This window comes from Actinoplanes sp. 13, assembly GCF_056134165.1.
Genome location: NZ_JBVYOQ010000011.1, coordinates 87,205 through 99,907, shown reverse-complemented (window position 1 = coordinate 99,907; position 12,703 = coordinate 87,205). Strand labels below are relative to the sequence as shown.

The 12,703-nt window shown below is 69.1% G+C and carries 12 protein-coding genes and 1 tRNA gene; 3 read left to right on the top strand and 10 right to left on the bottom strand.

What is annotated here, in order from left to right; genetic code table 11:
- The gene (locus AC0NH5_RS22230) at positions 1 to 1,530 is read right to left on the bottom strand and encodes a peptide deformylase (protein ID WP_474406873.1); all 1,530 of its coding nucleotides are present in this window, start codon (positions 1,528 to 1,530) and stop codon (positions 1 to 3) included.
- 377 nt (positions 1,531 to 1,907) lie between these two features.
- Here AC0NH5_RS22230 and AC0NH5_RS22225 point away from each other — a divergent pair, with 377 nt between their 5' ends.
- A complete protein-coding gene (locus tag AC0NH5_RS22225) occupies positions 1,908 to 2,630 on the top strand; it encodes a hypothetical protein (RefSeq protein ID WP_474407147.1) in 723 nt (240 codons plus the stop codon).
- 160 nt (positions 2,631 to 2,790) lie between these two features.
- On the opposite strand, the gene AC0NH5_RS22220 is transcribed toward AC0NH5_RS22225, so the two are convergent.
- The 3 genes from AC0NH5_RS22220 to AC0NH5_RS22210 all read right to left on the bottom strand — a co-directional run bounded on the left by AC0NH5_RS22220 (position 2,791) and on the right by AC0NH5_RS22210 (position 6,575).
- Positions 2,791 to 3,495: a calcium-binding protein gene (locus AC0NH5_RS22220; RefSeq protein WP_474406871.1), complete on the bottom strand. Its 705-nt coding sequence runs from the start codon at positions 3,493 to 3,495 to the stop codon at positions 2,791 to 2,793.
- A 218-nt stretch (positions 3,496 to 3,713) separates the two neighbouring features.
- On the bottom strand, positions 3,714 to 4,487 hold the full coding sequence (locus AC0NH5_RS22215) for a calcium-binding protein (RefSeq protein WP_474406869.1): 774 nt from the start codon (positions 4,485 to 4,487) through the stop codon (positions 3,714 to 3,716).
- Positions 4,488 to 4,586: 99 nt separating this feature from the next.
- On the bottom strand, positions 4,587 to 6,575 hold the full coding sequence (locus AC0NH5_RS22210) for a DUF6311 domain-containing protein (RefSeq protein ID WP_474406866.1): 1,989 nt from the start codon (positions 6,573 to 6,575) through the stop codon (positions 4,587 to 4,589).
- A gap of 278 nt (positions 6,576 to 6,853) precedes the next feature.
- On the opposite strand from AC0NH5_RS22210, the gene AC0NH5_RS22205 reads away from it, so the two are divergent.
- The gene (locus tag AC0NH5_RS22205; RefSeq protein ID WP_474406865.1) at positions 6,854 to 7,567 is read left to right on the top strand and encodes a class I SAM-dependent methyltransferase; all 714 of its coding nucleotides are present in this window, start codon (positions 6,854 to 6,856) and stop codon (positions 7,565 to 7,567) included.
- Positions 7,568 to 7,742: 175 nt separating this feature from the next.
- On the opposite strand, the gene AC0NH5_RS22200 is transcribed toward AC0NH5_RS22205, so the two are convergent.
- From AC0NH5_RS22200 to AC0NH5_RS22180, 5 genes are all read right to left on the bottom strand, one after another.
- Positions 7,743 to 8,273, bottom strand: coding sequence for a YbhB/YbcL family Raf kinase inhibitor-like protein (locus tag AC0NH5_RS22200; protein ID WP_474406863.1), 531 nt, complete (start codon positions 8,271 to 8,273; stop codon positions 7,743 to 7,745).
- Between the two features lie 274 nt (positions 8,274 to 8,547).
- Positions 8,548 to 9,279 carry a GNAT family N-acetyltransferase gene (locus tag AC0NH5_RS22195; RefSeq protein WP_474406862.1) on the bottom strand — a complete coding sequence of 244 codons (732 nt, stop codon included), beginning with the start codon at positions 9,277 to 9,279 and terminating at the stop codon, positions 8,548 to 8,550.
- Between the two features lie 65 nt (positions 9,280 to 9,344).
- Positions 9,345 to 10,337 carry a C40 family peptidase gene (locus tag AC0NH5_RS22190; protein WP_474406860.1) on the bottom strand — a complete coding sequence of 331 codons (993 nt, stop codon included), beginning with the start codon at positions 10,335 to 10,337 and terminating at the stop codon, positions 9,345 to 9,347.
- Between the two features lie 238 nt (positions 10,338 to 10,575).
- Positions 10,576 to 11,130, bottom strand: a complete 555-nt coding sequence (locus AC0NH5_RS22185; protein ID WP_474406857.1) for a DUF4352 domain-containing protein — start codon at positions 11,128 to 11,130, stop codon at positions 10,576 to 10,578.
- A gap of 195 nt (positions 11,131 to 11,325) precedes the next feature.
- Positions 11,326 to 12,288 (bottom strand): NAD(P)H-quinone oxidoreductase, encoded by a 963-nt coding sequence (locus AC0NH5_RS22180; protein WP_474406855.1) that lies wholly within the window; start codon positions 12,286 to 12,288, stop codon positions 11,326 to 11,328.
- A 67-nt stretch (positions 12,289 to 12,355) separates the two neighbouring features.
- Here AC0NH5_RS22180 and AC0NH5_RS22175 point away from each other — a divergent pair.
- Positions 12,356 to 12,440: transfer RNA gene (locus AC0NH5_RS22175), tRNA-Ser, on the top strand.
- 61 nt (positions 12,441 to 12,501) lie between these two features.
- Here the strand turns inward: AC0NH5_RS22175 and AC0NH5_RS22170 are convergent.
- On the bottom strand, positions 12,502 to 12,702 hold the full coding sequence (locus tag AC0NH5_RS22170; protein WP_474406852.1) for a hypothetical protein: 201 nt from the start codon (positions 12,700 to 12,702) through the stop codon (positions 12,502 to 12,504).
- Position 12,703 lies beyond the last annotated feature (1 nt).

Below are 12,703 nucleotides of genomic sequence, written 5' to 3'. Positions count from 1 at the left end.
CTAGTAATCCCATGGTCGGCCCGTCTGCTGGTACTGCGCGACCGGCACCAGCTTGGACTCGGCGTCCATCCGATCGACGTACAGCCGGCCTTCCAGGTGATCGATCTCGTGACTGATCAGCCGGGCCAGCGCCCGCTCGAACGTCGTCACCACCCGGGTCCCGTCGAACCGGGCGTGCTCCACGTCGATCTTCAGCGGCCGGGACACCAGGCCCCGGTAGTCGAAGAACGACAGGCAGCCCTCGTACTGCTCGTCGCACTCCGGGGACTCGCCGACGATCCGGGGATTGAGCAGGACCACCGGGTCGACGTCGAAGTCCGGCGGGCGCACCACGGCGGCCGCCACCGGCACGCCGATCTGCGGCGCGGCCAGGCCGACGCCCTTGCTGAACTCGTGCAGGTCCTGGAGACGGCCCAGCGAGGTCAGCAGCCGGGTGACGGCGTCCCGCGCGGCCGGGCCCTCCCGGGGCAGCTGGAAGTGGCGGGCCCGCTGCCGGAGCAGGTCGGATCCGCGCTGGATGATGCCGATGCCCCGCATCCGGTGCGAGGCGCGCGGCAGGACCGGCTCCGGCGGCCCGGTTTCCTCGTAGTGCGGAGCGTCGGCGCCGCGGTACCGCCATTCCAGCCGGTACCGGGCGTTGAGCAGGGGTGCGTCGGTGGACCACTCGAAAATGGCGCGACCTCCCTCGATGCGGCGTTCCAGCGGGGTGCGGACGGGCACCTCGGCGGCGAGGGACGCCTCCACACCCCACACCTGCGGTTCGAAGCTCGCCGGGAAGTTCAGCCGGACGGTCAGCGATCGCGTCGGCAGCCGGACGGCCCGCTGGAACCACTGGCCCCACTTCTCCTCGCCGACGGTGTACGCGTAGTTGATCGTGGTGCGCTCGCCCGGGTAGAGCGGGAACTGCCCGCGGTCGTTGGCGAACAGCAGCCAGATCTCCTTCGCGGCGTCCCGATCCAGCTTCACCCGCCACTGCATCGGCTCGGCGGCGTCACCCTCGCCCGCGTACGCCTCGACGTCCATCTCGTCGAAGGTGAGCGGGTGCTCGCGGTGGTGTCGGTTGGAGCCGGCCGGGTCGTGCGGGTACCGGTCGACGGCGATCTTCACGAGGTACCGGGTGACCGGTTCGACGCCGGCGTTGTAGAGCGCCCGTTTCACCACGCAGCGGTACGCCCCGTCGAGGTACCGCAACTCGGCGATCTCCTGCTCGACGACCAGCCCGGTCCCGGGCGGCAGCCACTGGACCGGCACGGGCGGGTCCCGGTGCAGCGCTGTGCCACGGGCGTGCCGCAGTTCGTCGTACTCCTGGAAGCGCTGCCAGATCGCGCCGCCGGCGCTGAGCACCGCCTCGGCCCGGCGGGCGAAGTCCTCGGTCGGCTTGTGCCGGCGTCCCTCGACGTGGCTGACGTAGGAGGGGTCGAAGCCCATGCGCGCGGCAAGCTGCTTCTTCGTCATTCCGCGCTCGGCCCGCCATTGCGCGAGCGCCGTGACGAACTGGTCTGCGGCCCGCTCAACGGGCGAGGTGGTCATCACGGATGTCCCCTTCGCGACGGCAATCTCAGTGTCGCCGGATCATGTGTCCGTAAGGGGCTAGTAGCGCGTTGCCGACAGGTATCTTGACAAATCCGGCAGGGCCGCCACGCTACGTCAAGTAATTCTTGCGCACGGTATTCGCCCGAAAGATCCGCCTCGGAATATTGGTTAGGCTACCCTTAAACGGGTACGGTGGGTCAGGTTGGACCTTTTCGTAAACCCTGGCTTCCGGTGAACCCGGCGAGGAGTAATGCGGTGACTCAGCGACGAGTGTCGCCGCGGGCAGGCGACCGCCCGTGACGACCACCCTGGAACCTTCCCGTTCCCGGCTCGCTGAGCAGCCCCTCTCGCCGATCACCACGACGCTGCGGGCCATGTTCGGCACCAGCACCGAGCTGCCCGGACTCGCCCCCGATCTCGTGGTCCGCGAACCGGCCGGCTGGACGCCCACGGCCCGCCTCGCCGACGTGCACCTGGACACGCTGCTCGACGCCGCCCGCGGCCGCTGGAACGCGCAGCCGCACGCCGCCGCCGCACTCGCCTGGAAGGCGTACACCTACTGGCTCACGCTGCCCGCCGTGCTCGGCTGGGCCTCCGCGCGCCGCGTGCCGTTGCTCACCGCCAGTGACACGCTGATGCACTTCGATGACCCGCGGCCGTTGCTCACCGTCGGTATCCGGCGGGAGACCACCATCGCCGTCCTCCCGAGCGACCCGCTGGCGCTGAGCAACCTGCCGCACATCCGCGTCGTCGCCGACGAGGAAGCGCTGCTCGCCGAGTTCCGCCGCTCGATCCTCGACGAGCACCTCGGTCCGCTGCTCGACGCCATCCACGACCGGGTCCGGCTGGGCCGGCGCACGCTGCTCGGCTCGCTCGCCTCCGGCATCGCCTACGGCGTGCTGCGGTCCACGGACGCGCTCCCCGGCTCCTCAGCCGAGAGCATCGACCGGCTGCTCGGCGCGCTCGGCGTGCGCGATCTCATCGAGCTCAACGCCGGCCCGAACGGCAAACTCGAGGTGCAGCGCAAGACCTGCTGCCTGGCGTTCACTCTGCCGCAGCCCAAGGTCTGCGCCGGCTGCTGCATCAAAACCCCTTAGGCGTACGAGACAGGACCGGTCCCCGAGAGTCGTTCTCGGCCTTCGTCGTGGTCCGGCCCTCACTCCGCTGCCGGGCGGAGATCGGTGGTCCAGCCGCCGATCTCCCCGCAACGCATGACGAGAGCCCGGGTGTGTGGAACCACCCGGGCCCGTCTCAGGCTCAGCGCTCGCAGTTGACAATCACGTCGACCTCGGGATCGGTGCAGTGATCACCCTGCGCCGTGCGGTGCGCCCCACCGTCGATACGGTCGGCCACCTGCACCCCGTTGCCCTCCGAACCGTCGATGGCGTCGTCACCGGCACCGCCGGCGATCTTGTCCACGCCCTTGAGCCCGAACAGCTGGTCATCTCCGCTGTTGCCGACGATCGCGTCGTTGCCGGCGTCACCGAACAGCATGTCGTTGCCCGTACCGCCGTAAAGGGTGTCGTTGCCGTCGTCACCGTTGTTGATGTCGTTGCCGCCGTTGCCGGACAGCACGTCGTTCCCCGGCCCACCGCTCAGGCTGTCGCCAAGTGCCCCGCTGGCAAGCCGGTCGTTGCCCGCCTGGCCGTACGCCGCCATGCGGATCGACGACCTGTTGACGATCGTGTCGTTGCGGTCACCCAGCTCCAGCGAGACCTGGGTCGGCTTCTTGACGCCGGTGCACTTCACCCTGGTCCGGTCACCCTTGACCGGCTTGCAGCCCTTGCCCGCCTTGACCGGCACCCGGTCGTCGATGACGACCGTCCGGCCCGAGCTGGTCACGACGACCGCGTTCTGCTTGGCGGCACCCGCCTTGAAATGAACGATGTAACCGGTCAGGGACACCCACCCGTTCGGCGCCGCCTGCGCGGGCGCCGCGAACATCGCGCCCGCCGAAACCATAGTGACCAGAGTCAGTCCGACCCTGGCCGGCCATCCGAATCGCACGACAACCTCCCCCGACGTACACGGCACGACGCCGCACGGGGAAGAACCTAGGACGCGACCGTCCGATGAGGCGTCCCGAATCCACGCCGTCACCTCGATGTTCATGCAGTGTTCCGGCGACGGGCGGCCGCAGAGCCCGGATGCCCCCTCGCACCCGGGCTCCCGCCGTGGCATCAGCGCTCGCAGCCGGCCTTCACGTCACGTTTGAACGTCTCGCAGAGGTCGCCGTAACCGGTGCCGTTGGGGCCGCCGTACAGCCGGTCCGCCGCGTGCGACCCACCCTCGTCGTGCCCGGAGAGGTGGTCGTTGCCCGCGCCGCCGTAGAGGAGATCGCGGCCCGCGCCGCCGAACAGGTCGTCGTAGCCGGCGCCGCCGTACACGACGTCGCTACCGGAACCCGCCACGATCCGGTCGTCGCCGCCACCGCCGTGGAGGCGGTCGTTCCCGGAGCCGCCCACCAGGACCTCCAGCGTCTGCGCGTCGTTACCCAGCCCGTGCAGCTCGTCCCGGCCGGATCCGCCGTCGAGGTGGTCGGAAGTCGGTCCGCCGAGGAGCCGATCGTCGCCGGCGCCTCCGAACGCGGCCAACGGCAGTCGCGTCTTGTTGACCACCGAGTCGTTCCGGTCGTAGAGGTGCACCGCGACGCCGGCTGCGCTCTTGACCGTCGTGCACCGCACTCTGGTCCGGTCGGCCTTGACCGGCTTGCAGCCCTTGCCCGCCTTGATCGCGACTCGGTCGTCGATCGTGACGGTGTTCCCCGACCGGGTCACCACGACCCGGTTCTGCTTGCCCTTGCCTGCCTTGTACTGCACCTCGGAGCCGGTCGCTCCGGTCACTGAGGCCATTCCCGTGACGGCGGCCTGAGCCGGTGACGCGGCGAACGCCGCCACCGAGACCGTGGCCGCGGCGGCCAGGCCCATCCGAGACAGCCAGACGAACTTCGACAACTTGTCCTCCCCCGTGAGTCGGGCGGCGAATGCCACCCGAGGAAGAACCTAAGGGCTGTCGATCAATATGACGTCCCGGATTCGCGCCATCACGTCATGTCAGGGGGTTTTCTCCGCGACCAGCACCGTCTCCGGATCGTCCACAATGGCGCCGACGTCCCACACCCAGACGCCGCCCGTCCAGGTCGGACGGAAGCCCAGGAGGTCCGACATGGTCCGCAGGATCTCGATGTCGCGGGGCTGCGGGGTGAGCACCACCGCGCCGGCGTTCCAGAACCGCAGGTCGGCGAGGGTCATCTCGCGGCGGGCGTCGGTCACCTCGGGGATCGGGTTGCCCTGCTTGATCGAGGTGACCAGGCCGCTGGTCGGCCGCCACGGCGGCGAGAAGACCGCGGTGCGGTCGTCCGGGTTCTGCGGGTTCTGGTTGGGCAGCAGCGCGTACGCGCCGGCGATGCGCATGTCGTGGCCGGTGTAGGCGCTCCAGCGCAGCGGGTCCGGGTAACCGCTGTCCGGCAGCGGCAGCGCGACGACGGTGTGGTCGTCGTCCACGTACTGACGCCAGGCGCCGGACGTGACGAACTCCGGGACCGGGTCCATCGCGACGGTCTGCAGCGGCGTGGGCGCGAGCGGCACCAGGGCCATCGCCACCGCCGTGATCATCGCGACCCGCACCGGCCCGCGGGCGTGCGGCTGGGTCCTGATCAGGTCGGCGGCGCGCTGGCAGCCCAGCGCGAGCACGATGCCGACCATCGGTGCGATCGCCATCGCCCAGCGGGTCGGCACCGCGGAGTTCAGTACCGGGATGCTGTGCATGAACGCCCACGGGCCCGGGACGCCGGTGTTGATCCCGTTCACGTAGACGTACGGCCCCAGCGACATCGCCGCGAAGAAGAGCGCGATCCCGCCGATCGTCACCACCGCCGCGGAACGCCGCATCCAGAGGATCAGCCCGAAGAAGAGGATCACCAGGCCCCAGCCGAAGAACGCGTTCTCCTCGGCCGGATTCTGCGACAGCGTCGAGGCCACCGCGCTGTTGCCGGCCACCGACCGGCTGGCGTACGCGGTGAACGAGGCGAGGTCGGCGCCGAAGTTGCGGACGAACTCGGCCAGGCCGTGGTAACTCTGCGGCCCGAAGAACTGGACGCTCAACGGGTACGCCAGGACGCCCAGCGTGGTGATCGCGGTGACCCCGAGGGCGCGGACGAAGGCGGTGAACTCACCGCGATGCGTCCGGCGCCGGACCAGCGCCATGACAGCGCAGAAGAAGCCCAGGCCGACCGCGGTCATGAAGAGGATCTCGAGGTTGATGAAGGCCTGCCAGACCAGCAGCCCGGCCAGGAGAAGCCCGTTGCGGACCGCCCGGCGTGGCCGGCGCAGCTCGAGGGTGCGCCAGATGATCAGCGGGACCAGGAACTGCGAGACGATGTTCGGGTGGCCCCCGGCGTGCGAGATCATGCTCGGCGCGAAGGTGCAGAAGAGAGCGCCCACCCACGCCGCCAGCTTCGAGGCGACGAAGTGGCGGGAGAGCACCAGATACCACGAAGCACCGGTTAATGCCAATGCGCCGGTGAGAAATACGTTGAAGGCCACATGCGGGCCGAACAGAAGAGTGATCGGCGTCAGTGGCAACGAAACGGCCAACACCGAGGTGTTGGCCATCATGTTCACCCCGTCGGGGTAATTCAAGCGGTCTGAGAAGAACGGATAGACGCCATCCGTGAGCACGCGTGCACCGTGCGCCAGCATCCACTCGAAGAAAGCCTGATCCTGCGGATCATCACGCAGTTCATGATCAAGATTGAGCCACAACGGGGCGGTGACGAACAGAGCGACAGCGACGAAAGTCGAGATTGCCAGGACGTCGCGCCACGTGAGCACACGCCAGCGCGAACGGCGTGGCGCAGGCCGTATCTCCTGCTCAACACCGCTTCCTTCAACCGGCGCGACGACTGCCGGCAAGACCGGGACGACACCGTCCCGCAGCGCGACGAGCTCCGCGTCCAGGTCGTCGGCGGCGGTCACCTGGCGGGGCGTGAGAACGTTCTCACCGGTCGACTGGCCTGTCGAGTCAAAACCCGTAATCGTCATAGCATCGGCGAGCCTAACCGAGGTTTCCAAGAACCCAGCGGCGAGCGCCCGAGGCGTGATAGAGCCGATATGAACGCGTGTTTTTCGCGTGTCCCGCACATGGTGTCCATCTGGTGGACTTCCGGCGGGCAACCAGTCGCAGTACCCGCCTCCCCTATGTCTCAATCAGGCCAAAAAATCAGCGGCGCCCGGTGCTCAACTTTCGGATAGGCGCGCCAAGTGGTTAACTTCTCCGGTCCCGCTGTCACTCAGATCGGCAAGATGAGGGAACCTCACCTATGGCAGACATCACTGGAGACCAGCGGATCCAGTCCGAAGTGCTCGAAGGCCTCGCCACGGCCGTGAACCACCGTCGGTGGTTCGTCGAGCTCGCGCTCCCATACCTCGGGGACAACCCCATCGAGATCGGCAGTGGCCTCGGTGACTACGCACTCGAGTGGTCCGAGCACCTCCCGCGCTTCACCGCGACCGAAGCCGACCCGGACCGGCTGGTGCTGCTCAAGGAGCGCATGGCCGACCATCCGAACATCGACGTGCGGCAGATGCTGCTTCCCTCGCCCGAGGCGAACGGGGAGTACAGCGCGGCCGTCTCCTACAACGTGCTCGAGCACATCGAGGACCACGTGGGCGCGCTGAGCAGCATGAAGGACCTGGTGCGCCCCGGCGGCCGGGTCATCATCATCGTGCCGGCGTTCATGTTCGCGATGAGCCAGGTCGACATCGCCACCGGCCACATCCGGCGCTACACGAAGAAGACCCTCTCCGCCGCGTTCATCGAGGCCGGCCTCGAGATCGAGAAGATCCACTACGCGAACGCGCTGGGTCTGATCGGCTACTACGGCGCCACCAGCATCTTCAAGCTGGCGCCGAAGGAGGGCCCGATGGTCAAGGTCTACGACTCGCTGGTGCTGCCGGTGACCAAGGCCGCCGAGCGCATCGTGAAGCCGCCCTTCGGCCAGTCGGTGTTCTGCGTCGCCCGGGTGCCGCACTGAGCGCGTACAGCTGAAAGAAGCAGCAAGGCCGCCGGCATCCCGGCGGCCTTCTCTGTTTCCAGCCCCATACCCCGCACCGTGCTGACTTCGGGCGCACCGCGACTCCCCACACACGGGCAAGACCCAGCGTGGGGAGTTCGGGTGCCCTACGCGCCTCAAGTCGTCACGGAGGGGGTCAGCCGCGGACCTGGAAGGTGGGGCGGACAGTAGCTCGGGCCAGCGTGTGGAAGGCCAGGTTGAATCCGACGTAGGCGGGCGACGCTTCCGGCGTCACCTCGAGCCGGTCGACGTCCAGCGCGTGCACCGCGAAGACGTAGCGGTGGGCCCGGTCACCGGGCGGCGGGGCGGCGCCGCCGTAGTTGTTCTCGCCGTAATCGTTGCGCACGCAGAACGCGCCGTCCGGCAACGGGTCGACACCGCGCGGCAACTCGGTGACGCTCGCCGGCAGGTTGACCAGCACCCAGTGCCAGAAACCGCTCCCGGTGGGCGCGTCCGGGTCGAAACAGGTGACCACGAAGCCGCGCGTCTCGTCGGGGAAACCCGACCAGGACAACTGCGGCGACAGATTCTTCCCGCCCACACTCGTGTGCGCGAAAAGCTCGTCCAGTGGCTGCCCGTCCGTCGCGTCCGTGCTGGTCACCGTGAAGGACGGGACCGGCGGCAGAAGATCGTAAGGGTCGGGAGCCAGGGCGCGGTCAAGACTCATGGTTGGCCTCCGGCGGCGTGGTGAGTAGCTGGTCCGGTTTTCCCACGATGCGCCGAGACTAACCACCGGAGATGACCGGTGCCTTTCGCCCGCATTGCGGAGCGTCGTCACACGAACGGGTAAACGCACAGGTGGTGCGCATACCGATCACGTCCGTCGGTAATGCTCCTGTCATACATCCGACCGGGTGTGAGCGGCAGAGATCCCCGCGCCCGGTTGCGATCGATCGCCGAACCGGCGATCAGCGAGTGGGCACCCGTCAGAGGGCGGGTGCCTACTGCTGTTCCGGCCCGGTGCCCGTCCCGAGCTGCTGTTCCAGGCCCACTCCGGTCCCGGGCCGCCGCTCCGGGCCGGCGCCGATCCCGAACCACGGAAGGCAGGGTGTGAGCCCGTCGATCCGCACCGGCACGGTGCGCGCGGCCGCCCAGCCGGCACGGTCCAGCCGCAGCCGGCGTCCGGTCACCGGACGATCACGCACCAGGTGCCGGGCGATCCCGTCGTCGACGTAACCGAGCTTGCGCGACACCCGGTACGAGGCGTGGTTGTCGGCGAAGGCCTCCGACGTCGCGAACTCGGCGCCCAGGCCCGCGAGAGCGAGCTCCAGCACCGCGGCCCGCATCTCGGTGCCGTAGCCGCGCCCCTGATGGGCCCGGCCCACCCACGAGCCCGTACCGACCTCACGCAGTGCGGCGAAGTCGCGGGCGCTGAGCGACTGCATGCCCACGACCTCACCCCGCCCTTCGCCGGTGATCGCCACCAGGGCCAGCTCCCAGTCGTCCGGCCTCCAGCCCGCCCACGTGCCCCAGTGCCACTGCAGGGTGCCCCGGACCCGTTCCGCGGCGGTGCCGTCGGTCCACGGCACCACGAACGGCTGCACCTGCGGATCGTGCACGCCGGCTGCGGCCAGTTCACCGAGCTCCGCGAGCCGCTCCAGGTCGGGGACCTGGAGCCGCAGGCGGGGCGTGGTCAGCCGGAGCCCGGCCGGCGGCCAGTGATCGAAGAACATGGCCGCCATGATCGCAGTGGGCGTGCTGCCGGGCGCGCCATATCCGGCGACGTGCGCGGTGACAGCTACCGGATACGCGCCACCCGCAGTCCGCGGTAGAGCTTGCGGTAGACGACCCCGGTCCGGTGGTTACCGGCGTCGATCATCATGCCGCGGCCCATGTAGATGCCCACGTGACCGGGACCGACCACGAGGTCACCCGGCTGGGCCTGGGCGCGGGAGATGGACCGGGCCCGCCGGGCCTGTCCGCCGGAGGAGTGCGGCAGCCGCAGACCGGCCCGCGCGTACGCACGCTTGGTGAAGCCGGAGCAGTCGAAGCCGTACGGCCCCTCGCCGCCCCGCACGTACCGCTTGCCCACCTGCGAGCGGGCGAAGGCGAGCACCGCGTTCATGCCCCGGCCCGGGCCGGTCCGCAGACGGCGGACCGAGGTGCCACGGGTGGTCTTGCGGACCGCCGCCGACCCGCGCTGGGCGACGCTCGTCCGCTTCTGGTGGACGACGACACGGCGCTGGGCACGGTTCTCGCGGGTCGCGGACCGCTGGACACTGCGTGCGACGGGACGCTCGGCGACCCGGGCCGACGAGCGGTTGCGCAGTCGCACCATGGATCGGCCGTCGAGCTCGGCCGCGGAACGGTTGCTGAACGCGCCCGTGGCACGTTTGCGAAGTTCGGTCGCCGCACGATTGTCGAGCTGCGCGGCGGAACGGTTGTCGAGCCCGATCGCACGGCGGGACGCGGGCGTCACTGCCGGACGTTGCCGGGTGGCCGCGCGTACCGCGGGCCGTCGTGGAATCGAGCGGGAAGCACGCTGGCTCGCCGTCGCTCGTTCCTCCAATCCCGCACGCAGCGGGATCGCGTATTTCTGGCTCCGAAGCGGAATTCCCGCCGCGAGCGTGGCGCGAAGCTGTCGTTCCTGGATCTCCTCGCTGAGCGAGAGATCAGGCAGCTCCGGTGTGGCCGGCAGGGCCTGCGGCGGCGTGATGACGGCCTCCGCTGCGTGCTCGACCGGATCCAGGGCCGGTGCGATGACGGCCAGCGCAAGAGCGCCGGCGGTCAACGCGCGGCGCGTCGACGTACCGTGCAGTGTTGCCTCCGAAATAGGCCCGGGGCACTCGCGCGAATCCCACCTGCGCGTGGACGATGCTGCCTGCCACGCTTTTCGCTGCCGGCCTGAGCCAGCAATGGGAACCCGGACAACCGTGCGTATTCCGTGGACCATGCCAACACACCATCGAAACCGCCGTGGCCTGATTCAGATAATTGATCCTCCGATCACGAGAAGATAAACGCGACGATCACCGGACCGGTGGAAGCGTGATGCGTACGCCTGGTGTGGACATGGAGCCGTGCACGGCCACCTCGGTGAGCTGCGCGTTCATGGGCACATCGAACGGAAGAACACCGGCGACAGCGGCGCCCGGAGCGATCTCGTTCAGCAGTGTCGGGTTGCGATCGTTGAGAAACACCGCAGCCTGATCGGCGACGGCGTACGCTACGCCGTTGGTGTCGAAGGCCCGCTGTGCGCCGCTGTCGAACAGTGCCGGCTCATTGCCGGTGTTCTTCACCGTGACGTCGAGAAGGCAGAATTGCCCCGAAGCGCGTTGGTCCAGACCGTCCGGGCCGACCGATTCCACGCCGCACCGCAGACCGCCCACGGTGAACTCGAAGTGGCCGGCCATCGCTCCACCGGAGACCGGTTTCGGCGCCGTCACCACCGACGGCGGTTGCGCCGTCACCACCGCCCACACGCCGAACGCGATCAGGGCCAGCGCAGCCACGATCCCGCCGGCGACCCAGGCTCGCGTCTTCCAGCGCAGGGACGGGTCGTCCAGGGTGTCGTCCGCAGGCACGAAGGCCCGAGTGGGCGCGGAACGATGCGGTGCGTACGTCACGGTGTCCCCCAGCAATCGGAAACAGCGTGCGACCGGGGCCCGGCCGCGCTGTCCGTCCATGCTGGGTTCGCAGCGGCGGTACGCGTCCGCGACTCGCCGCATAACGGAACTTATCGGTCATAAGCCTCCGCGGTCGTTCCCTCGAACGGGTGATCAGGGCTGAAGCAGGATCTTCCCCAGATGGTCGCTCGACTCCATCAGGCGGTGCGCTGCCGCCGCCTCGGCCAGCGGAAACGTCTCGTGGATGATCGGCTTGACCAGACCGGCCGCGATCAGGGGCCACACCTGCTCCCGCACACCGGTGACGATGCGCGCCTTGTCAGCCGTCGACCGCGCACGCAACGAGGTCGACGAGATGCGCCCCCGTTTCGCCATCAGCTTGCCGAGATCAAGCTCGGCGGTGCTGCCGCCCTGCATCCCGATGATCGAAATTCGGCCCTCCGGTGCCAGCGCCTCGATGTTGCGGGCCAGATATTTCGCCCCGATGATGTCGAGCACCACATCGACGCCACGACCCTCGGTGAAGTCGTGCACAGCCCGTACAAAATCGTGGTTCTGATAGTCGATCGTCAGATCGGCACCGAGCGCGCGAAGCCGCTCGTGCTTGCCCGCACGCGCCGTGACCAGCACCGAAGCACCCAGCGCCACACCCAGCTGAATGGCGAAAGTGCCGATGCCGCTGCCGCCGCCGTGCACCAGGAACGTCTCACCCGGCCGCAACCGGTCGCGAGCCACCACGTTGGACCAGACGGTGCACGCCACCTCGGGCAACGCGGCCGACTCCACCAGCGACAGCCCCGCCGGCACCGGCAGCAACTGCCCGGCCGGCACCGCCACCCGCTCCGCATAGCCACCGCCGGCCAGCAACGCGCAGACCCGCTCGCCGACGTGATGCCCGCTCACCCCCGGCCCGATCGCGCTGATCACACCGGAGCACTCGAGCCCCGGATAGACCGGGGCGCCGGGTGGCGGTGGATAGAACCCCTGCCGCTGAAGCACGTCGGCCCGGTTGACCGCGGCCGCGGTCACGTCGACCACGACCTCACCCTCGGCCGCCTCCGGCTCCGGCACCTCGGACCACACCAGCTGCTTGTCCTCGATCACGATCGCGTGCATGTGACCGACTCTGCCCCACCGGTACGACAAGAAACACGGGCGGGTGGCAGACTGGACCCGCACTACGGGAGGGCTCGCCTAGTGGCCGATGGCGCCGGTCTTGAAAACCGGTAAGGGGAAACTCTTCGTGGGTTCGAATCCCACGCCCTCCGCCCTATTCTGCCCAGGTCAACCGTGGTGTGGACCTGGGCATGGGGGGCTGGTGGGGGGACTTCAGCGAATCCGGCGCGGCCCGGCGGGCATCCGGACCACCTCGCCGGTCGCTTCCCTGTCCGTCCCGGACGGCTTGACGACCTTCTGAACTTCGAGCAGCCGGGCCAGCCGCTCAGTGCGCGCCGCGATCAGCGCGCAGTGCTCGTCCAGGTGCGCCAGCTCGGACTGCACGGTGGCGAGCTGGCCGCGCAGTGCGGCCACC